Here is a 20537-nt window from a genome sequence, read left to right as displayed (position 1 = left end):
ACCGAGGAGCCCACCATGCCCAGCAGCAAGCCGCTCGCCGAGTACGCCCGCAAGCGCGATTTCCGCCAGACCCCGGAGCCCAGCGGCCGCAAGCCTCGCAAGGACAGCACCGGGCTGCTCCGCTATTGCGTCCAGAAGCACGACGCCAGCCGCCTGCACTACGACTTCCGCCTGGAGCTGGATGGCACCCTGAAGAGCTGGGCGGTGCCCAAGGGGCCGTGCCTCGACCCGGCGGTGAAGCGGCTCGCGGTGCAGGTTGAGGACCATCCGCTGGACTATGCCGATTTCGAAGGCAGCATCCCCCAGGGGCACTACGGCGCCGGCGATGTCATCGTCTGGGACCGAGGCGCCTGGACGCCTCTGGACGATCCGCGCGAGGGCCTGGAAAAGGGCCATCTCAGCTTCGCCCTGGATGGCGAGAAACTCTCCGGGCGTTGGCACCTGATCCGCACCAACCTGCGCGGCAAGCAGCCCCAGTGGTTCCTGGTCAAGGCCAAGGACGGCGAGGCGCGCAGCCTGGATCGCTTCGACGTGCTGAAGGAGCGTCCCGACAGCGTGCTCAGCGAGCGTACGCTGCTGCCCCGCCATGGCGAAGCCGCCACGCCCGCGGCCAGGCCGGCGCGACGCGGCAAGAGCGGGGGGAAGACGCCGATGCCCGAATGGATCGCCCCCGAGCTGGCCAGCCTGGTCGAGCAGCCTCCGCGAGGGGAGTGGGCCTACGAACTCAAGCTGGACGGCTATCGGCTGATGAGCCGCATCGAAGACGGCCACGTGCGCCTGCTGACCCGCAACGGCCATGACTGGACCGAACGCCTGCCGCACCTGGAGAAGGCCTTGGCCGGGCTCGGTCTGCAGCGCAGTTGGCTGGACGGCGAACTGGTCGTCCTCGACGAGGAGGGTCGACCGGACTTCCAGGCCCTGCAGAACGCCTTCGAGGAAGGTCGCGGCGAGAACATCCTGTACGTCCTCTTCGACCTGCCGTACCACGAAGGCGAGGATCTGCGCGATGTTGCCCTGGAGGAGCGCCGCGCGCGCCTGGAGGCGCTGCTGGAAGGGCGAGACGAAGACCCGCTGCGGTTCTCCGCGACGCTCGCGGAAGACCCCCGCGACCTGCTGGCCAGCGCCTGCAAGCTCGGTCTCGAAGGCGTGATCGGCAAGCGTCTGGGCAGCGCCTACCGTTCGCGCCGCAGCAACGACTGGATCAAGCTGAAGTGCCAGTTGCGCCAGGAGTTCGTGATCGTCGGCTATACCGAGCCGAAGGGCTCTCGCCGGCATATCGGCGCCTTGCTGCTCGGCCTCTACAGCCCTGACGAGGAGCGCCGGCTGCGCTATGCCGGCAAGGTCGGCAGCGGCTTCACCGCGGCCAGCCTGAAGAAGGTCCGTGAGCGCCTGGAACCCCTCGCGGTCCGCTCCAGCCCATTGGCGAAGGTGCCGCCGGCGCGCGAGACCGGGTCGGTGCAGTGGGTGCGCCCGCAACAGCTGTGCGAGGTTTCCTATGCGCAGATGACCCGTGGCGGGATCATCCGCCAGGCAGTGTTCCACGGCTTGCGCGAAGACAAGCCGGCGCGCGAGGTGACCGGCGAGCGTCCCGCCGGCCCGCCGCCGCTGCGCGGCGCGCGCAAGGCCGGCTCCGGTGCGTCGCGGGCGGCCACCGCCGGCGTGCGCATCAGCCATCCGCAGCGGCTGATCGACCCGTCGATCCAGGCCAGCAAGCTGGAACTCGCCGAGTTCCATGCGCGCTACGCCGACCTGCTCCTGCGCGACCTGCGCGAGCGCCCGGTGTCGCTGGTGCGCGGCCCCGACGGAATCGGCGGCGAACTGTTCTTCCAGAAGCACGCGGCGCGCCTGAAGATCCCCGGCATCGTCCAGCTCGACCCGGCGCTCGATCCCGGTCATCCGCCGCTGTTGCAAATCCGCAGCGCCGAGGCGCTGGTCGGCGCGGTGCAGATGGGCAGCATCGAATTCCATACCTGGAACGCCAGCCTGGCCAACCTGGAGCGGCCCGACCGTTTCGTCCTCGACCTCGACCCGGACCCGGCGCTGCCGTGGAAGCGCATGCTCGAAGCGACCCAGCTGAGCCTGACGTTGCTCGACGAGCTGGGCCTGCGCGCCTTCCTCAAGACCAGCGGCGGCAAGGGCATGCACCTGCTGGTGCCGCTGGAGCGCCGGCATGGCTGGGACGAGGTCAAGGATTTCGCCCAGGCCATCTCCCAGCACTTGGCGCGCCTGATGCCGGAGCGTTTCTCGGCGGTTTCCGGGCCGCGCAACCGGGTCGGCAAGATCTTCGTCGACTACCTGCGCAACAGCCGCGGCGCCAGCACCGTGGCCGCCTACTCGGTGCGCGCCCGCGAAGGGTTGCCGGTGTCGGTACCGGTGTTCCGCGAGGAACTCGACTCGCTGCAGGGCGCCAACCAATGGAACCTGCGCAGTCTGCCGCAGCGCCTCGACGAACTCGCCGGCGACGATCCCTGGGCCGACTACGCCGGCACCCGCCAGCGCATCAGCGCGGCCATGCGGCGCCAGCTCGGGCGCGGCTGACCGTCCGCGAAAAAGGCGGAACTCCCCCGGCGCACAGGGCCTCCACCGTGCAACGAGATGCCGAGGAGGCCCCGATGGATACCGCCTACCTGATCCTCGCGCTGCTGGTCCTGTTGCTCCTGGTGGATGCCTGGGCCATCAACAGCGTGCTCCGCAGCGACAGCTCCGCCAGTCGCAAGCTCGGCTGGTCGCTGCTGATCCTGCTCCTGCCCGTGCTCGGCCTGGTCCTCTGGGGCTGGACCGGCCCCCGTGGCTTGCGCCCGGTGACCTCGCCGGAACACAGCAAGTGAACCCCACTGGAGACTGCCCATGAACAGCGAAACCTGTGCCTGTCCCAAATGCACCTGCCAGCCCGGCGCCGATGCCGTCGAACGCGACGGCCAGCACTATTGCTGCGCGGCCTGCGCCAGCGGCCACCCCCAGGGCGAGCCGTGTCGCGACGCCGATTGCCCCTGTGGCGGCACCACCCGGCCCCAGGTGGCGGAGGATCGCCAGCTGGACGACGCGTTGAAGGAGACCTTTCCCGCCAGCGACCCGATCTCGCCCTGAGGAGCGTGCCATGCCCGACCTGCAACTCGCGGACGAGGCCTCTCGCCTGGTGACCTACCTGCGTAGCGCCGACCTCAGCCTGATCACCGCGGAATCCTGTACTGCCGGGCAGATCAGCGCCGAACTGTCGGCGGTGGCCGGCAGCGGCAAGGTGATGGAAGGCGGCTTCGTCGTCTATTCGCCGGCGGCCAAGCTTGCCCTGCTGGGGCTCGACCCGAACTGGCTGGAGCGTTTCAACCTGACCAGCGTGGAGGTCGCCGAGGCCATGGCCAGGGCGGCCCTGCAACGCAGTCCGGCGAGCGCCGCGCTGGCGGTCACGGGGTTGCTCGGCAGTGAAGCGAAGGACGGCATCCCGCCCGGTACCGTGTGCTTCGCCTGGGCCTTCCGGTTGCCCGCCGGCCTCGCCCTGTTCTCGCGCCGCGAGCGCTTCCACGGCGACCCCGCGCGGATGCGCCGGGAAGCCACCCGCTGGGCGCTGCGGCGCCTGCCCGAATTCCATCAACGCGCCTTGCGCGGCGAACGCGCCTGAGGCGTCCGACAGAGAGGAAACCACCATGAGCGAACAGCGACAGACCCTGCCGGCGCAGCACCAGGACCAACGTCCCGGCCACGAAAGCGAGATGCAGCCGAAGCCGGAGTTCGTTTCCGCCGATTACCGTCCGGCGGCCAAGCTGGAGGGTAAGGTGGCCCTGGTCACCGGCGGCGACAGTGGTATCGGCCGCGCGGTGGCGGTGGCTTTCGCCCGCGAGAAGGCGGATGTGGTGCTGGTCTACCTGGATGAGAACGAAGACGCGGCGAAGACCCGCGAGATCATCGAGTCGCTCGGCCGCCAGTGCCTGGCGTTCGCCGGCGACGTCGCCGACGCCGGCTTCTGCCGCCAGGTTGTGGACACGCTAAGGCAGAAATGGGGGCGCCTCGACGTGCTGGTCAACAACGCCGGCGAGCAGCATCCGCAGGCGCGCCTGGAGGACATCAGCGAAGAGCAGTGGGAGAAGACCTTCCGCACCAACATCTTCGGCATGTTCCAGTTGACCAAGGCGGCCCTGCCGCTGATGGGCAAGGGCGGGGCGATCATCAACACCACCTCGATCACCGCCTACAAGGGCAACCCCCAGCTGATCGACTATTCCTCGACCAAGGGCGCGATCACCTCGTTCACCCGGTCGCTGTCGATGAACCTGGTCAACCGCGGCATCCGCGTCAACGCCGTGGCCCCGGGCCCGATCTGGACGCCGCTGATCCCGTCCACCTTCAGCGCCGAGAAGGTCGCCCACTTCGGCGCGGATACGCCGATGGGCCGGCCCGGCCAGCCGGAAGAGCTGGCCGCCAGCTACGTCTACCTGGCCTGTAACGACTCGTCCTACGTCAGCGGCCAGGTGCTGCACGTCAACGGCGGTACGGTAGTCAACGGCTGAGGCGCCCCGGCGGCCGCGTTCACTCGCGTGCCGCCGCCGGCAGCAGGGGTAGACCCGCACCGCGCTCAGACGCTGCGGGAACAGCAGGGGATAGCAGAGTTGCAGGCGAACGTGCGCCTCGCTGGTGCTGAGGGTTGGCGCGAAAGTGGTGAGCACGGTCCGGCCGGGTTGTCCGGCGTCTGAGAAATGAACCATGAAAGCCTGCATCGGAGCGCTCCTGCCGGGATACGGGAAAGGTCACTGCTCAGTGAAGCTGCGCTCCAGCTCTCGCGCCAGTCCGCACACCGACCGTTGGCAACGGCATTCCTCCCGACTGACGCCGGCGCCCGGCGGTTCCGTCGTGCGGACAGGCGGGCCGCCGGCGAAAAAGAATGAACCATCGCGGCCGCCGCGACTCCGCTTCTAGGTAGCCGGAACGGCCGGCCGCGACGCAGACAAGGAGCATGCCGATGAAACGCGACTGGGGGTTGATCAGGGATCTGCTGGAGCATCTGGAAAGCCTTGGCTTCGGCCAGCACTGGGAAGCACGCGAGCTACCCGGTCATTGCCGCGAGGCGGTGGCCTACCACTTGCAGTTGCTCAACCAGGCGCAACTGCTCTGCGGCAGCGTCCAGCATTCCTGGACCGGCCAGGAGCAATGGGTGGTCCACCACCTGACCCTGGCCGGCCACGACCTGCTCGACCGCCTGCGCCAGGAAAGCGCGGCGGCCGCCGTGCCGGTACGCAAGAGCGCCTGAGAAAACCCCGCAAGCACCGGCCTGCAGCGGCGGGCCGGAAGGAAGCCCGGCGATGCCCGACAGCCAAGACCAGACCCCAAGTGCGGTCCAGACCCTGAAAGCCAGCATCCTCGCCAAACTGCGCTACAGCGTCGGCCGCGACCCATCCACCGCCTGCCCGCACGACTGGTTCGAAGCGGTGGCCCTGGCGGTGCGCGACCACATCATCGACCACTGGGAGGAGGCCACCCCGCAAGGTGAAGCGCCCGCGCGCAAGCGGGTCTACTACCTGTCCCTGGAGTTCCTCATCGGTCGCCTGTTGCTGGACAACCTCGGCAACCTCGGGCTGCTCGAGGAAACCCGCCAGGCCCTTGCCGAGCTGGGCGTCGACCTGCAGCGGATCGTTGCCCTGGAGCCGGACGCGGCGCTCGGCAACGGCGGCCTCGGACGCCTGGCGGCATGCTTCATGGAAAGCATGGCCAGCCTCGACATTCCCGCGCATGGCTATGGCATCCGCTACGAGCATGGCCTGTTCCGCCAGGTGCTGACCGACGGCTGGCAGCAGGAGCAGACCGAGACCTGGCTGGATTTCGGCAATCCCTGGGAGTTCGAACGACCCGAGGTCAGCTACTACATCGACTTCGGCGGCAGCGTGCAGGTCGACAGCGAGCACAGTGGCCGAGCCATCTGGCGGCCGGACGAGCGGATCCGGGCGATCGCCTACGACACGCCGATCGTCGGCTGGCGGCGTGCCAGCGTCAATACCCTGCGCCTGTGGCGCGCTCGCGCCGAGGAAGACCTGCAACTGGACCGTTTCAACGCCGGCGACCATATCGGCGCGGTGGTCGACGTGGTCAAGGCGGAGAGCATCTCGCGGGTGCTGTATCCGGCCGACAGCACCGAGGCCGGTCAGGAACTGCGCCTGCGCCAGGAGTACTTCTTCGTCTCAGCCTCGCTGCAGGACCTGCTCGACCGCCACCTGCGCCATCATCACGACCTGCGTAGCCTGCCGGAACAGGTGGCGATCCAGCTCAACGACACCCACCCGGCGATCGCCGTCGCCGAGCTGATGCGGCAACTGGTGGACGTGCACCAACTGGCCTGGCCGGACGCCTGGGCGCTGAGCGTGGCGACCTTGTCCTACACCAACCACACGCTGCTCCCGGAAGCCCTGGAATCCTGGCCGGTGGCGCTGATGGAGCGCCTGTTGCCGCGCCACATGCAGATCATCTACCTGATCAATGCCTTCCATATAGACGCGCTGCGTGCCCAGGACATCCACGACTTCGACCTGTTGCGTTCGGTCAGCCTGATCGAGGAGGGCCACGGCCGACGGGTGCGCATGGGCAACCTGGCGTTCCTCGGTTCGCACCAGATCAACGGGGTATCGGCATTGCACACCGAGCTGATGCGCGAAACCGTGTTCCATGACCTGCATCGCCTCTATCCGCAGCGCATCAGCAACAAGACCAACGGCGTGTCGTTCCGCCGCTGGCTGTTCCAGGCCAACCCGGGGTTGACCGAGCTGCTGGTGGAGACCCTCGGCGCCGACCTGCTGGACACCCCGGAACGGCGCCTGCCGGACCTCGAGGAACACGTCGAGGACGCCAGGCTGCGGGCACGCTTCGCCGAGCAGCGTCGGCAGAACAAGACCGCCCTGGCGCGCCTGGTGCTGGACAGCCTCGGCGTGGCGATCGAACCGGAAGCGCTGTTCGATGTGCATATCAAGCGTATCCACGAATACAAGCGGCAGTTGCTCAACCTGCTGCACACCGTGGCGCTGTACCAGGAGATCCGCAACGACCCGACCGCCGACCGCGTGCCGCGGGTGAAGATCTTCGCCGGCAAGGCTGCCGCCAGCTACCACCAGGCCAAGCTGATCATCAAGCTGGCCAACGACATCGCCCGCACCATCAACGACGACCCCACCGTGCGCGGCCTGCTCAAGCTGGTGTTCCTGCCCAACTACAACGTCAGCCTGGCCGAGGCGATCATTCCCGCGGCGGACCTCTCCGAGCAGATTTCCACCGCCGGGCTCGAGGCCTCCGGGACCAGCAACATGAAGTTCGCCCTCAACGGCGCGCTGACCATCGGCACCCTGGACGGCGCCAACGTCGAGATGAGCCAGCGGATCGGCCTGGAACACATGTTCATCTTCGGCCTCAGCGCCCAGCAGGTGGAGCAGCGCCGGCAGGCCGGGGAGCTGGAGATGGGCGGGGTGATCGCGGCCTCGCCGCGGCTGGAGGAAGCCCTGGAGGCGATCCGCAGCGGGCTGTTCTCGGCCGACGACCGCAGCCGCTACGAAGGGCTGGTGGACGGCCTGGTGCACGACGACCGCTTCATGCTCTGCGCCGACTTCGAGGCCTACTGGCATGCGCAGTGCCGGGTCGAGGAAGTCTGGCGCGAGCCCGATCGCTGGTGGCGCTCGGCGTTGCTCAACGTGGCGCGGATCGGCTGGTTCAGCGCCGACCGGACGATCAGCGAATACGCCCGGGATATCTGGAAGCTATGAAGGGCCTTACCAGAAGCCGGCCGGGTGACGGCGTTCGGGGCCCTCCAGGCGAAGGTCGAAGGCGCGGCGGAAGAATACCGCCAGCTCGCTGTCCAGCACCATCGGGTTGATCGACGCCAGCTCGGCCGGCAGGCTGTGCCATTCCTGGGCCCCGGCCAGGTACTGGCGATGGATGACCCGCTCGCCGGGAATCGCCAGCAGGCTGTAGTGGCTTTTCTCGCCTCCCGGCTCGCCGACTTCCAGGCGCAGGCGAGGATGGCCGTCCTCGTCGAGGTCGAGGTCCACGTTGCAGTCCAGGCCGTAGCTGCGCGCCTCTTCGCAGGAGTCGACGAAAAGCGGTTTCGCCACCTGTTCCACGAGAGAAATGAAATAGTGCTGGAATCGCACTTCGTCACTGTTTTCCATGGCGAGTTCCATTTGTTTTAAAGTTCGACGATTAATTATTGAATGGGTCTATCGGAATGTCAGGGGTTGCAATAGAAAAGAATAATTAAGTGCCTCCGCCTGGGCATTCTTCGGTATTCGCTCCATGATATTCGGGGTAGGGTTCCTGATCACTGTCTCCCGGTTCGAAATTCCATTCATGGCAATCGCGATCGGGTTCTTCGTTGCTTACCATGGGATCGCTGTAGGCCGGATGCTCGTAGGGTTTCATGGTGCTCCTCCGAGATGTGCGGGCTTTCATCTGACGCAATTCGGGGATTCCTGTCAATGCTGGCAATGGAATAAGGCAAGGATCTTTGAACCCTATGGATTGCGCTCAAAACATGCTGGCAAAGCGCTTCGCTTTCATTCGCTGAAAATAATCTGAACCACTGGCGAAACACCCTCTCAGAGTTAGGGCATGCGCAACGCATGCGTCCATGAAATCTGTTCTGAAGAGATTATTCGGAGGAAATAGAAATGGCACAGCATCAAGGTGGTAAAGGCAACTTCGCGGAAGACCCGAAACGTGCTTCGGAGGCCGGCAAGAAGGGCGGCCAGGCCAGCGGCGGCAACTTCAAGAACGATCCGCAGCGGGCCTCCGAGGCTGGCAAGAAAGGTGGCCAGCGCAGCCACGGCGGGAACTGATAACCGCGCAGTGAAGTGAATGGGGCGGAGCAGGGAGGCATCCGCCCCATTTTCATGCCCAGGATGAGGAGAGGAAACCGATGAGCGAGCAGAACAACGAGCAGCGCAGCCAGGCGGCCGGCACCGACACCGTCGACCGTGGCAACAGCAACGCCAAGCTGGAACAGCTGGAGGCCTATCGCGAGGACGCCACCGGAGAGGCCCTGAGCACCAATACCGGCACCCGCATCGCCGATAACCAGAACACCCTGAAGGCCGGCGAGCGCGGACCGTCGTTGCTCGAAGACTTCATCATGCGCGAGAAGATCACCCACTTCGACCACGAGCGCATTCCCGAGCGCGTGGTCCACGCTCGTGGCTCGGCGGCGCATGGCTACTTCGAGGCCTACGAGGACCTCAGCGACCTGACCAAGGCCGGCTTCCTCGCCGAGGCGGGCAAGCGTACCCCGGTCTTCGTGCGTTTCTCCACCGTGCAGGGGCCGCGCGGGTCCGCGGATACGGTGCGTGACGTACGCGGCTTCGCCGTGAAGTTCTATACCGACGAAGGCAACTTCGACCTAGTCGGCAACAACATGCCGGTATTCTTCATCCAGGATGCGATCAAGTTCCCCGACTTCGTCCATGCGGTGAAACCCGAGCCGCACAACGAGATTCCCACCGGAGCGTCTGCCCACGACACCTTCTGGGACTTCGTTTCGCTGACCCCGGAGTCGGCGCACATGGTCATGTGGCTGATGTCCGACCGCGCCATTCCGATCGCCTACCGCAACATGCAGGGCTTCGGCGTGCACACCTTCCGCCTGGTCAACGCGGCCGGCGAGAGCGTGCTGGTCAAGTTCCACTGGCGACCGAAGTCCGGGACCTGCTCGCTGGTCTGGGACGAGGCGCAGAAGCTCGCCGGCAAGGACCCCGACTTCAACCGGCGGACCCTCTGGGAGGACATCGAGAAGGGCGACTATCCCGAATGGGAGCTGGGCCTGCAGGTGATCCCGGAGAACCAGCAGGACAGCTTCGACTTCGACCTGCTCGACCCCACCAAGCTGGTGCCCGAGGAGTTGGTGCCGGTAAGGGTGGTGGGGCGGATGGTACTCAACCGCAACCCCGACAATTTCTTCGCCGAGACCGAACAGGTGGCGTTCCACGTCGGCCACGTGGTCCCCGGAATCGACTTCACCAACGACCCGCTGTTGCAGGGTCGGCTGTTCTCCTATACCGACACCCAACTGCTGCGCCTGAGCGGGCCGAACTTCAACGAAATCCCGATCAACCGCCCGCTGTGTCCGTTCCACAACAACCAGCGCGACGCGCCGCACCGGCAGACCATCAACCGCGGCCGGGCTTCCTATGAACCGAACTCGATCGACGGCGGCTGGCCGAAGGAAACCCCGCCGGCGGCGCGCAACGGCGGCTTCTCCACCTACCACGAGCCGGTCAGCGGCAGCAAGCTGCGCAAGCGCGCCGACTCCTTCGCCGATCATTTCAGCCAGGCCGCATTGTTCTGGCACAGCATGAGCGAGGCCGAGCAGGCGCATATCGTCGCCGCCTACAGCTTCGAACTGTCCAAGGTCGAGCGGCAATCGATCCGTGAGCGCGAAGTCAACCAGATACTCCTCAACATCGATCCGCAACTGGCCGCCAGGGTCGCGGCGAACGTCGGTGTGCAGCTCGCCGCGCCGGCCAACCCGGCACCGCAGCCGAAGCCGTCGCCGGCGCTGAGCCAGATGAACCTGCTGTCCGGCGACATCCGTTCGCGCAAGGTGGCGATCCTGATCGCCGACGGCGTCGCCGAGAGCGACGTCAGCGACCTGCGCGACGCGCTCCGCCAGGAGGGCGCGGACGCCAAGCTGATCGCGCCCAGCGCTTCGCCGGTGCAGGCTGAAAACGGCGCCGAACTGAGCCCTGAGGGAACCTGGGACGGCCTGCCGTCGGTAGCCTTCGACGCGGTCTTCGTGCCTGGCGGCGCGGCCAGCAGCCAGGCCATCGGCGCTGACGGACGCGGCCTGCACTACCTGCTGGAAGCCTACAAGCACCTGAAGCCAGTGGCCTTCGCCGGCGATGCCCAGGCGCTGGCCAGCCAGCTTTCGTTGCCTGGCGACCCCGGCGTGGTGCTCGGCGCCACGGCCACCGATGTCTTCCCCGGCCTGCGCCAGGCATTGATGCAGCACCGGATCTGGCAGCGCGAGGCGGCGACCAAGGCGATCCCCGCCTGAGGAGCGCCGCTGGCGAATCCGATCGCACCTTCCCGTCGTCTCGTCGGTCACAGCTGGAAAGGGCGGCTGGCCGAGCGATTCGGCGGGAGGACCCGGATGACCTTGCGTTGCCTGATAGGCGGTTGCGACTGGTGCCGGCAACCGGCGTTGCGACTGGGTGAGGAAACCTTCGACTGCGAGCGCTGCCTGCGTTGCGGTGCCCTGCGCTACAGCGAGATACAACGCCGATGAGCGCCTGGGAGACGTTGTGGAAGATCCTCGGCGAGGAGTTCGCCGATCTCGCCGACTTCGAGCAGACCGCCCGCGCCGCGTTGCGCCTGCTGCTGGCGGCGGCGCTCGGCGCGGTACTCGGCTACGAGCGCGAGCAGAGCGGCAAGGCCGCCGGCCTGCGCACGCACATGCTGGTAACCCTCGGCGCGGCGCTGTTCGTCATGCCGCTGCAATTGCAGGGTGGCGGGGCGGACGCGCTGAGCCGGGTGATCCAGGGCACCGTCGCCGGCATCGGCTTCCTCTGCGCCGGCACCATCCTCAAGGCAGGTCGGGAAAGCCGGGTCAGGGGCCTGACCACCGCGGCGGGTCTCTGGGCCAGCACCGCCATAGGCGTCGCGGTCGGACTCGGTCACCAGGGTACCGCGGTGCTCGGGACGGTCCTGGCGCTACTGGTGCTGCATGTCCTGGCCTGCCTGAACCGTTCGCCGCCATCTTCCGATAGCCATTGAGGAGAGTTCCGTCATGTTCAAGGACTTCGACGCCTGTACCGCCTGGACCGACGCGATGCAGGAGCGCTGCCAGCCGGTCGGTCTGATCCTCTATCAGCCCAAGCGGCGTGGCGCGGCGGTACGCATGCTGTGGGTAGTGACCCCGGGTTGCAGCTGCCTGAGCGACGCCGAGACCGCCGCCGACAACCTGCTCCAGCGTATCACCGACATCGCCGCCGACGGCCGCGTGCGTTACGCGGACGGCGGCACGCTGTAACCATCAAGAGGAGGAAACCGGCATGGCGCGTGCGATCTGGAAAGGCGCGATCAGCTTCGGCCTGGTGCATATACCGGTGAGCCTGTCGGCGGCGACCTCGTCGCAGGGCATCGATTTCGACTGGCTCGACCAGCGCAGCATGGAGCCGGTCGGCTACAAACGGGTGAACAAGGTCACCGGCAAGGAGATCGAGCGCGAGAACATCGTCAAGGGCGTGGAGTACGAAAAGGGTCGCTACGTGGTGCTGAGCGAGGAAGAAATCCGCGCGGCGCATCCCAAGTCGACCCAGACCATCGAGATCTTCGCTTTCGTCGATAGCCAGGAAATTCCCCTGCAGCACTTCGATACCCCGTACTACCTGGCCCCCGACCGGCGCGGAGGCAAGGTCTACGCGCTGCTCCGGGAGACCCTGGAGCGTACCGGCAAGGTCGCCCTGGCCAACGTCGTCCTGCACACCCGCCAGCACCTGGCGCTCCTGCGGCCTCTGCAGGACGCCCTGGTGCTGATCACCCTGCGCTGGCCGTCGCAGGTGCGCAGCCTGGATGGCCTGGAGCTGGACGAAAGCGTCACCGAGGCGAAACTCGACAAGCGCGAGCTGGAGATGGCCAAGCGCCTGGTGGAGGACATGGCCTCCCACTGGGAGCCGGACGAATACAAGGACAGCTTCAGCGACAAGATCATGAAGCTGGTCGAGGAAAAGGCCGCCAAGGGCCAGCTGCACGCGGTGGAGGAAGAGGAGGAGGTGGCTGGCAAGGGCGCCGACATCATCGATCTCACCGACCTGCTCAAGCGCAGCCTGCGTTCCCGCGCCGGCGGCGGCAAGGACAAGGGCAGCGAAAAGGCCGGGGCCGACCCGAAGGGTCGCGCCAAGTCCGGTGCCTCGCGTTCGCGGCGCAAGGCCTGAGGCGAGCCGCTGGGTAAATCAACCTGAACCAATCGGTCGCCGGCGGGCTCGGAATCAATGACCGTCCGCGCCGCCGGCCATTCGAGGCCGGCGGAAGCCTCGCGACCCATCGCCGAACCCACGTCCCGGAGGAGCGCGCCTCGATGAGTTCGATTGTCCGCAACAGCGACGATGATCCGCTGGTCATCGCCATCCAGCAGCCCCGTATCGCCATCGAGTCGGTCAGCCCTGTGGTGGAAGAGGGCGCCTATCCCGCGAAGACCGAGAGCGACCGCGACCTGCGCCTGGCCGCGCGAATCTTCGCCGATGGCCATGAGGTACTCGGTGCCGAGGTGGTCTGGCGGCGTGTCGGGGAAACCGCGGAGCGGCGCCTGCCGCTGCTGCCCGAAGGCAACGATTTCTGGAGCGCGCAGTTGCGCACGCCGCCCTGCGGCCGCCTGTACTTCCGTATCGAGGCCTGGATCGACCGTTTTGCCGGCTACCGCCGCGAATTGCGTGCCAAGCATGGCGCACGCCTGCCGCTGGACCTGGAGCTGCGCGAGGGCGACGAACTGCTGCAGCGCTGCGCCGAGCGCGGCGGTCCGGAGATCGCCGCCGCCTGTGCGCCGCTGGCCGAACGCCTGCAGGCCTGCCAGAGCGTCGAGGAGCGGGTGGCGCTGTGGCTGGCGGCGCAGACCGGCGAACTGTTGCGTCTGGTCGGCCCGCGCGAGCACCTGGTGCGCAGCCGCGAATACCCGGTGGAGGTGGAGCGACCGCTGGCGCGCTTCGCCAGTTGGTACGAGCTGTTTCCTCGCTCGGAAAGCGGCGACCCGACACGCCACGGTACCTTCGACGACGTGATCCGGCGCCTGCCGCAGATCGCCGCGATGGGCTTCGACGTTCTCTATTTCCCGCCGATCCACCCCATCGGCCGCACCCATCGCAAGGGCCGCAACAATTCCTTGCGTGCCGAGGCCGGCGACCCCGGCAGCCCGTATGCGATCGGCAGCGAGGAGGGCGGCCACGAGGCGATCCATCCCGAACTGGGCGACCGCGAGGATTTCCGCCGGCTGCTCGTTGCGGTGCGCGAGCACGGCATGGAACTGGCGCTGGACTTCGCCATCCAGTGCTCCCCCGACCACCCCTGGCTGCGCGAGCATCCCGGCTGGTTCGCCTGGCGTCCGGACGGTAGCTTGCGCTACGCGGAGAACCCGCCGAAGAAGTACGAGGACATCGTCAACGTCGACTTCTACGCCGAACAGGCCCTGCCGAGCCTGTGGGAAGCCTTGCGCGACGTGGTGCTGGGCTGGGTCGAGCAGGGCGTGACGCTGTTTCGCGTCGACAACCCGCACACCAAGCCACTGCCGTTCTGGGAGTGGCTGATCGCCGAAGTGCGCGGCCGCCATCCGCAGGTGATCTTCCTTTCCGAGGCGTTCACCCGCCCGGCGATGATGGCGCGCCTGGGCAAGGTCGGCTTCAGCCAGAGCTACACCTATTTCACCTGGCGCAACGACAAGCAGGAACTGGCGGAGTACTTCGCCGAACTCAACCAGCCACCCTGGCGCGACTGCTACCGGCCGAACTTCTTCGTCAACACCCCGGACATCAATCCCTGGTTCCTGCAACGCTCCGGCCGCCCCGGCTTCCTCATCCGTGCCGCCCTGGCGACCATGGGGTCGGGGCTGTGGGGCATGTACTCCGGCTTCGAGCTGTGCGAGGCGGCGGCCTTGCCGGGCAAGGAGGAGTACCTCGACTCGGAGAAATACCAGTTGCGTCCGCGCGACTACCAGGCGCCGGGCAACATCGTCGCCGAGATCGCCCGGCTCAACCGCATCCGCCGGGAAAACCCGGCATTGCAGACGCACCTCGGGTTCCAGGCCTACAACGCCTGGAACGACCGCATCCTGTATTTCGGCAAGCGCACCGCGGACCTCGCCAACTTCGTCCTGGTGGCGGTCTGCCTGGACCCGCACGAAGCCCAGGAGGCGCATTTCGAACTGCCGCTGTGGGAGTTCGGCCTGCCCGACGACGCCAGCCTCCAGGGCGAGGACCTGATGAACGGGCATCGCTGGGTCTGGCACGGCAAGGTCCAGTGGATGCGCATCGAACCCTGGCACCTGCCGTTCGGCATCTGGCGCGTGCGGCGCGTCGACGCATAAGGAGAAACCCATGGCCAGACGCGAGAAACCGGTCTTTCTCAACGACCCGCAATGGTACAAGGACGCGGTGATCTACCAGGTCCACGTGAAATCCTTCTACGACGCCAACAACGATGGCATCGGCGACTTCGCCGGGCTGATCGAGAAGCTCGACTACATCGCCGACCTCGGCGTGAACACTCTCTGGCTGCTGCCGTTCTACCCGTCGCCACGCCGCGACGACGGCTACGACATCGCCCAGTACCGTGGCGTGCACAGCGACTACGGCAGCCTCGCCGACGCCCGCCGGTTCATCGCCGAGGCCCATCGACGCGGTCTGCGGGTGATTACCGAGCTGGTGATCAACCACACCTCCGACCAGCATCCCTGGTTCATCCGCGCCCGCCACGCGAAGAAGGGGTCGCGCGCCCGCGACTACTACGTCTGGTCGGACAGCGACGAGAAATACCAGGGTACGCGGATCATCTTCATCGACACCGAGCAGTCCAACTGGACCTGGGACCCGGTAGCCCAACAGTACTACTGGCACCGCTTCTATTCCCACCAGCCGGACCTGAACTTCGACAACCCGCAGGTCCTGCGCGAGGTGCTCGGGGTGATGCGCTACTGGCTGGACATGGGCGTCGACGGCCTGCGCCTGGACGCGATTCCCTACCTGATCGAACGCGACGGCACCAGCAGCGAGAACCTGCCGGAGACCCACCAGGTGCTCAAGCGCATCCGCGCCGAGCTGGACGCGCACTATCCCGACCGCATGCTGCTGGCCGAGGCCAACCAGTGGCCGGAAGACACCCGGCCGTACTTCGGCGGCGAGGATGGCGGCGAGGGCGACGAATGCCACATGGCCTTCCACTTCCCGCTGATGCCGCGCATGTACATGGCCATCGCCCAGGAGGATCGCTATCCGATCACCGACATCCTGCGCCAGACCCCGGACATCCCGGCCAATTGCCAATGGGCGATCTTCCTGCGCAACCACGACGAGCTGACCCTGGAGATGGTCACCGACGACGAGCGCGACTATCTCTGGAACCACTATGCCGCCGACCGCCGCGCGCGCCTCAACCTGGGCATCCGCCGGCGCCTGGCGCCGCTGGTGGAGCGTGACCGGCGGCGCATCGAGCTGCTGCACAGCCTGCTGTTGTCGATGCCGGGCACGCCGACCCTGTACTACGGCGACGAGATCGGCATGGGCGACAACATCTACCTCGGCGACCGCGACGGCGTGCGGACCCCGATGCAGTGGTCGGTGGACCGCAACGGCGGCTTCTCCCGCGCCGACCCGGCGAAGCTGGTGCTGCCGCCGATTCTCGACCCGCTGTACGGCTACCAGACGATCAACGTCGAGGCGCAGGCGCGCGACCCGCATTCGCTGCTCAACTGGATGCGCCGCCTGCTCGCCGTGCGCAGCCAGCAGAAGGCCTTCGGCCGCGGCAGCCTGAAGATGCTCGCGCCGAGCAACCGACGGATCCTCGCCTACCTGCGCGAATACGCCGAGGGCGAACGGCAGGACAGCATCCTCTGCGTGGCCAACCTGTCGCGCGCGGCCCAGGCGGTGGAACTGGACCTCGCCAGCCATGCCGGCAAGGTGCCGGTGGAGATGATCGGCGGCATGTCGTTCCCGCCGATCGGCGAGCTGACCTACCTGCTGACCCTGCCGCCCTACGGCTTCTACTGGTTCTACCTGGCCGACGCGACGCAGATGCCGAGCTGGCACGTGGCCGCCGACGAGCGCCTGCCGGAACTGCCGACCCTGGTGGTCAAGCAGCGCCTCGGCGAGCTGCTGCAGGGCGCATCGCGGAACATCCTGGAAGGCGAGACGCTGCCGGCCTACCTGCCGAAGCGCCGCTGGTTCGCCGGCGAGAAAGGCCAGCCACGGCTCTGCTACATCGTTCCGCTGGACGAGGCGGAGCCGCGCTGTGCGTTGTGCGAAGTGGAGATCGACGGGCTGCGCTACCAGTTGCCGTTGGGCTTCCTCGACGCCGACCAGCGCGGCGACAGCCTGCCTCAGTTGCTGGCCCTGGCGCGCCTGCGGCGCGGTCGCAAGGTCGGCCTGCTGACCGACGCCGCCAGCCTGCCGCTGTTCGCCCGCAAGGTCCTCGCGCAACTCCGCGCCGAGGCGGTGATCGCCCACGGCGACGGCGAGATCCAGTTCATCCCGGCGGCGGGACTGGCGGAAATGGACGACATCGCCGACGAAGACGTCCTGCCGTTCTCGGTGGAGCAGTCCAACAGCTCGATCCGCTTCGGCGAGCGCATGGTCCTCAAGGTGCTGCGCAAGATCCTTCCGGGGCTGCACCCGGAAATCGAGGTCGGCGGCTACCTGACCCGCCACGGCTACCCCGGCATCGCCCCGTTGCTCGGCGAGGTACGGCGGGTCGGCGCGGATGGCGAGCCGCACACGCTGATGATCCTGCAGGGCTACCTGAACAACCAGGGCGACGCCTGGAACTGGACCCTGGACAACCTGGAACGAGCCGTGCGCGACGAGATATCCGCGGCCAGCGAGGCGCTCGAAGGGCAATACGACAGCCTCGCCGAACTGCGCGGCTTCGCCGCCAACCTCGGCGCCCGGCTCGGCGAGATGCACAGCGTACTGGCCGGCGAGTCGGACGATCCGGCCTTCGGCAGCCGCGAGAGCGACGAAGCCAGCGTCCAGGCCTGGGCGCTGCGCATCGCCGAACAGTTGCGCGAAGCCGGCAAACGCCTGAGCGAGCCGCCACGGCCGTTGCAGGGCGAGGCGGCGGAACAGGCGCGGCGCCTGCTGGAACGCCTGCCGGCGCTGCTCGAACGCCTGCCGCTGCTGGCCCGGCAGGCAGCCGGCGGGCTGCTGATCAGGGTTCACGGCGACCTGCACCTGGGCCAGGTGCTGATGGTCCAGGGCGACGCACGCTTCATCGACTTCGAGGGCGAGCCGGCGCGCAGCCTGGAAGAGCGCCGCCAGCGCCACAGTCCGATGAAGGACGTCGGCGGCATGCTGCGCTCGTTCGACTACGCGGCGGCGATGGTCCTGCGCAACGCGCAGAGCACCGATAGCTCGGAACAGGCCGACAGCGCCCGGCGCAAGGTCGCCATGCGCTATCGCAGCGAAGCCCGCGACGCCTTCCTGGCCGGCTATCGGGCCGCCGCGGCGGGTCTCATGCACGCCTGGCACGGTCGCGAAGGCGAGGGGGCGGCGCTGGCCCTGGCCTGCCTGGAAAAGGCCGCCTACGAACTGCTCTACGAAGCCGACTACCGCCCCGACTGGCTGGAAGTGCCTCTCGCCGGTCTGGCCGAACTCACCGAACACCTCCTGAAGGGCAAGAACCGATGAGCGAACCGATGTCCGAACGCGAACGCTGGCAACTGGAGCTGGACAAGCTGCAGCGCGGCCTGCAGGGCGATCCATTCGCCTTCCTCGGCCCGCAGCGCGACCCCGGCGGCGAAGGCGGCGTGCTGCGCGCCTACCTGCCCGGCGCGCAGCGCGTCGAGCTGCTCGACGAAGACGGCGCGACGCTCGCCGAACTGGAGCAGAGCGACCCCGGCAGCGGCTTGTTCCAGCGCCACCTGGAGCGCCTGCCACCGCGCTACCGCCTGCGCGTGCACTGGCCGGACGGCGTGCAGGAAAGCGAAGACCCCTATGCCTTCGGGCCGTTGCTCGGCGAACTCGACCTCTACCTGTTCGCCGAAGGCAACCACCGCCAACTGGCCTCCTGCCTGGGCGCGCAACTGACCCGTCACGAAGGCGTGGAGGGCGTGCGCTTCGCGGTCTGGGCGCCGAACGCCGTGCGCGTCTCGGTGGTCGGCGATTTCAACGGCTGGGACGGGCGTCGTCACCCGATGCGACGACGCTATCCATCCGGCGTCTGGGAACTGTTCGTCCCGCGCCTCGGCGAGGGCGAACTGTACAAGTACGAGTTGCAGGGCCACGACGGCCTCCTGCCGCTGAAGGCCGACCCCCTGGCGCTGGCCTGCGAGACGCCGCCCGGAACCGCTTCGAAGACCTGCGCGGCGTTGCGCCACGAGTGGCGCGACCAGGACTGGCTGGCTCGGCGCGCGGAGCGCCAGGGCTATGCGGCACCGCTGTCGATCTACGAAGTCCACGCCGGCTCCTGGCGCCACCGCGACGGCCGGCCGCCGCACTGGTCGGAACTGGCGGAGGAGCTGATTCCCTACGTGCGCCAGCTCGGCTTCACCCATATCGAGCTGATGCCGGTGATGGAACATCCCTTCGGCGGCTCCTGGGGCTACCAGCCACTCGGGTTGTTCGCCCCTACCGCGCGCTACGGCACGCCGGAGGACTTCGCCGCGTTCGTCGACGCCTGCCACCAGGCCGGCATCGGCGTGATCCTCGACTGGGTGCCGGCGCATTTTCCCACCGACGCCCACGGCCTGGGCCGTTTCGACGGCACGGCGCTGTACGAGTACGAACATCCCTTCGAAGGCTTCCACCAGGACTGGGATACCTACATCTACAACCTTGGCCGCAGCGAGGTGCACGGCTTCATGCTGGCCTCGGCGCTGCACTGGCTGCGCACCTACCACGTCGACGGCCTGCGGGTGGATGCGGTGGCCTCGATGCTCTATCGCGACTATTCGCGCAAGGAAGGCGAATGGCTGCCGAACCGCCATGGCGGCCGGGAGAACCTGGAGGCCATCGACTTCCTCCATCACCTCAACCAGGTGGTCGCCAGCGAAACCCCCGGCGCGCTGGTGATCGCCGAGGAATCCACCGCCTGGCCCGGCGTCAGCCGTCCGGTGGCGGAGGGCGGCCTGGGCTTCAGCCATAAGTGGAACATGGGCTGGATGCACGACAGCCTGGCGTACATCGGCGAAGACCCGCTGCACCGGCGCTATCACCACCACCAGTTGACCTTCGGCCTGCTCTACGCCTTCTCCGAGCATTTCATCCTGCCGATCTCCCACGACGAGGTGGTACATGGCAAGCACTCGCTACTGGACAAGATGCCCGGCGACCGCTGGCAGAAGTTCGCCAACCTGCGCCTGTACCTGAGCTTCATGTGGTCGCACCCGGGCAAGAAGCTGCTGTTCATGGGATGCGAGTTCGGCCAGTGGCGCGAGTGGAACCACGACGGCGAACTGGACTGGTACCTGCTGCGCTATCCGGAGCATCAGGGCGTACAGGACCTGGTGGCGGCCCTCAACCGGCTGTACCGCGAACTCCCCGCACTGCATGCGCGCGACGGCGAGGCGCTCGGCTTCGAATGGCTGATCGGCGACGACCAGGCGAACAGTGTCTACGCCTGGCTGCGCCACGCGGCCGGCGAGCCATCGCTGCTGGCGGTACACAATTTTACCCCGGTGCCGCGCCAGGGCTATCGGATCGGCGTACCGCAAGGCGGCGACTGGGACGTGCTGCTCAATAGCGACGCCCAGGCGTTCGCCGGTTCCGGCGCAGGCAGCCAGGGCCGCGTCTCCAGCGAGTCGTGCGGCGCCCATGGCCAGGCGCAGTCGCTGGTGCTCGACCTGCCGCCGCTGGGCACGCTGCTGCTGCGTCCGGCCGGCTGAT

16 protein-coding genes and 1 pseudogene are annotated in these 20537 nt (G+C 67.4%); 16 read left to right on the top strand and 1 reads right to left on the bottom strand.

Going from position 1 to position 20537, the window contains the following annotated elements; translation table 11 throughout:
- The first annotated feature begins 15 nt into the window (after nt 1-15).
- The 7 genes and pseudogenes from ligD (at nt 16) to AT700_RS14405 (ending at nt 7730) form a co-directional block, all read left to right on the top strand.
- Entirely contained in the window at nt 16-2538 is a 2523-nt protein-coding gene (gene ligD, locus AT700_RS14435) for a DNA ligase D (protein WP_048521108.1), read from the top strand.
- A 74-nt stretch (nt 2539-2612) separates the two neighbouring features.
- The gene (locus tag AT700_RS14430) at nt 2613-2828 is read left to right on the top strand and encodes a PLDc N-terminal domain-containing protein (protein WP_003088893.1); all 216 of its coding nucleotides are present in this window, start codon (nt 2613-2615) and stop codon (nt 2826-2828) included.
- Between the two features lie 19 nt (nt 2829-2847).
- Nucleotides 2848-3087 (top strand): metallothionein, encoded by a 240-nt coding sequence (locus AT700_RS14425; RefSeq protein ID WP_003100805.1) that lies wholly within the window; start codon nt 2848-2850, stop codon nt 3085-3087.
- Nucleotides 3088-3097: 10 nt separating this feature from the next.
- Nucleotides 3098-3645 (top strand): annotated as a pseudogene (locus AT700_RS14420) (CinA family protein).
- Nucleotides 3642-4502, top strand: a complete 861-nt coding sequence (locus tag AT700_RS14415) for an SDR family oxidoreductase (protein WP_003100806.1) — start codon at nt 3642-3644, stop codon at nt 4500-4502. Before AT700_RS14420 ends, AT700_RS14415 begins: the two are co-directional and overlap by 4 nt.
- A 449-nt stretch (nt 4503-4951) precedes the next feature.
- Complete coding sequence (locus AT700_RS14410; RefSeq protein ID WP_003100808.1) at nt 4952-5239, top strand: DUF2513 domain-containing protein; 288 nt, start codon at nt 4952-4954, stop codon at nt 5237-5239.
- Nucleotides 5240-5291: 52 nt separating this feature from the next.
- Nucleotides 5292-7730 (top strand): glycogen/starch/alpha-glucan phosphorylase, encoded by a 2439-nt coding sequence (locus AT700_RS14405; RefSeq protein ID WP_003100816.1) that lies wholly within the window; start codon nt 5292-5294, stop codon nt 7728-7730.
- Between the two features lie 6 nt (nt 7731-7736).
- On the opposite strand, the gene AT700_RS14400 is transcribed toward AT700_RS14405, so the two are convergent.
- Nucleotides 7737-8135, bottom strand: coding sequence for a hypothetical protein (locus tag AT700_RS14400; RefSeq protein WP_003100818.1), 399 nt, complete (start codon nt 8133-8135; stop codon nt 7737-7739).
- 498 nt (nt 8136-8633) lie between these two features.
- Here AT700_RS14400 and AT700_RS14395 point away from each other — a divergent pair, with 498 nt between their 5' ends.
- The 9 genes from AT700_RS14395 to glgB all read left to right on the top strand — a co-directional run bounded on the left by AT700_RS14395 (nt 8634) and on the right by glgB (nt 20536).
- Nucleotides 8634-8801, top strand: coding sequence for a general stress protein (locus AT700_RS14395; RefSeq protein ID WP_003088912.1), 168 nt, complete (start codon nt 8634-8636; stop codon nt 8799-8801).
- Nucleotides 8802-8881: 80 nt separating this feature from the next.
- On the top strand, nt 8882-11011 hold the full coding sequence (gene katE, locus AT700_RS14390; RefSeq protein ID WP_004343460.1) for a catalase HPII: 2130 nt from the start codon (nt 8882-8884) through the stop codon (nt 11009-11011).
- A 96-nt stretch (nt 11012-11107) separates the two neighbouring features.
- A complete protein-coding gene (locus AT700_RS30440) occupies nt 11108-11242 on the top strand; it encodes a PSPA7_2676 family Cys-rich small protein (protein ID WP_003160215.1) in 135 nt (44 codons plus the stop codon).
- Nucleotides 11239-11730, top strand: a complete 492-nt coding sequence (locus tag AT700_RS14385) for an MgtC/SapB family protein (RefSeq protein WP_003088919.1) — start codon at nt 11239-11241, stop codon at nt 11728-11730. The genes AT700_RS30440 and AT700_RS14385 overlap by 4 nt, the downstream gene beginning before the upstream one ends.
- Before the next feature lie 13 nt (nt 11731-11743).
- A complete protein-coding gene (locus AT700_RS14380; RefSeq protein ID WP_003088922.1) occupies nt 11744-11986 on the top strand; it encodes a hypothetical protein in 243 nt (80 codons plus the stop codon).
- 22 nt (nt 11987-12008) lie between these two features.
- On the top strand, nt 12009-12890 hold the full coding sequence (locus AT700_RS14375) for a Ku protein (protein ID WP_003123486.1): 882 nt from the start codon (nt 12009-12011) through the stop codon (nt 12888-12890).
- Nucleotides 12891-13033: 143 nt separating this feature from the next.
- The gene (locus AT700_RS14370; protein WP_003113645.1) at nt 13034-15028 is read left to right on the top strand and encodes an alpha-1,4-glucan--maltose-1-phosphate maltosyltransferase; all 1995 of its coding nucleotides are present in this window, start codon (nt 13034-13036) and stop codon (nt 15026-15028) included.
- 10 nt (nt 15029-15038) lie between these two features.
- Nucleotides 15039-18341 carry a maltose alpha-D-glucosyltransferase gene (treS, locus tag AT700_RS14365; protein ID WP_003088929.1) on the top strand — a complete coding sequence of 1101 codons (3303 nt, stop codon included), beginning with the start codon at nt 15039-15041 and terminating at the stop codon, nt 18339-18341.
- Nucleotides 18338-20536 carry a 1,4-alpha-glucan branching protein GlgB gene (gene glgB, locus AT700_RS14360; RefSeq protein WP_003113646.1) on the top strand — a complete coding sequence of 733 codons (2199 nt, stop codon included), beginning with the start codon at nt 18338-18340 and terminating at the stop codon, nt 20534-20536. Before treS ends, glgB begins: the two co-directional genes overlap by 4 nt.
- Nucleotide 20537: the final 1 nt, after the last annotated feature.

The organism is Pseudomonas aeruginosa (genome assembly GCF_001457615.1).
GTDB lineage: Bacteria > Pseudomonadota > Gammaproteobacteria > Pseudomonadales > Pseudomonadaceae > Pseudomonas > Pseudomonas aeruginosa.
The sequence above is the reverse complement of the archived record's forward strand: the minus strand, read 5'-3'. Positions and strand labels throughout refer to the sequence as shown.

Coding starts and splice junctions, on each gene's coding strand:
- ligD (WP_048521108.1), top strand. CDS start 16: ATGCCCAGCAGCAAGCCGCTCGCCGAGTACGCCCGCAAGCGCGATTTC.
- AT700_RS14430 (WP_003088893.1), top strand. CDS start 2,613: ATGGATACCGCCTACCTGATCCTCGCGCTGCTGGTCCTGTTGCTCCTG.
- AT700_RS14425 (WP_003100805.1), top strand. CDS start 2,848: ATGAACAGCGAAACCTGTGCCTGTCCCAAATGCACCTGCCAGCCCGGC.
- AT700_RS14415 (WP_003100806.1), top strand. CDS start 3,642: ATGAGCGAACAGCGACAGACCCTGCCGGCGCAGCACCAGGACCAACGT.
- AT700_RS14410 (WP_003100808.1), top strand. CDS start 4,952: ATGAAACGCGACTGGGGGTTGATCAGGGATCTGCTGGAGCATCTGGAA.
- AT700_RS14405 (WP_003100816.1), top strand. CDS start 5,292: ATGCCCGACAGCCAAGACCAGACCCCAAGTGCGGTCCAGACCCTGAAA.
- AT700_RS14400 (WP_003100818.1), bottom strand. CDS start 8,135: ATGGAAAACAGTGACGAAGTGCGATTCCAGCACTATTTCATTTCTCTC.
- AT700_RS14395 (WP_003088912.1), top strand. CDS start 8,634: ATGGCACAGCATCAAGGTGGTAAAGGCAACTTCGCGGAAGACCCGAAA.
- katE (WP_004343460.1), top strand. CDS start 8,882: ATGAGCGAGCAGAACAACGAGCAGCGCAGCCAGGCGGCCGGCACCGAC.
- AT700_RS30440 (WP_003160215.1), top strand. CDS start 11,108: ATGACCTTGCGTTGCCTGATAGGCGGTTGCGACTGGTGCCGGCAACCG.
- AT700_RS14385 (WP_003088919.1), top strand. CDS start 11,239: ATGAGCGCCTGGGAGACGTTGTGGAAGATCCTCGGCGAGGAGTTCGCC.
- AT700_RS14380 (WP_003088922.1), top strand. CDS start 11,744: ATGTTCAAGGACTTCGACGCCTGTACCGCCTGGACCGACGCGATGCAG.
- AT700_RS14375 (WP_003123486.1), top strand. CDS start 12,009: ATGGCGCGTGCGATCTGGAAAGGCGCGATCAGCTTCGGCCTGGTGCAT.
- AT700_RS14370 (WP_003113645.1), top strand. CDS start 13,034: ATGAGTTCGATTGTCCGCAACAGCGACGATGATCCGCTGGTCATCGCC.
- treS (WP_003088929.1), top strand. CDS start 15,039: ATGGCCAGACGCGAGAAACCGGTCTTTCTCAACGACCCGCAATGGTAC.
- glgB (WP_003113646.1), top strand. CDS start 18,338: ATGAGCGAACCGATGTCCGAACGCGAACGCTGGCAACTGGAGCTGGAC.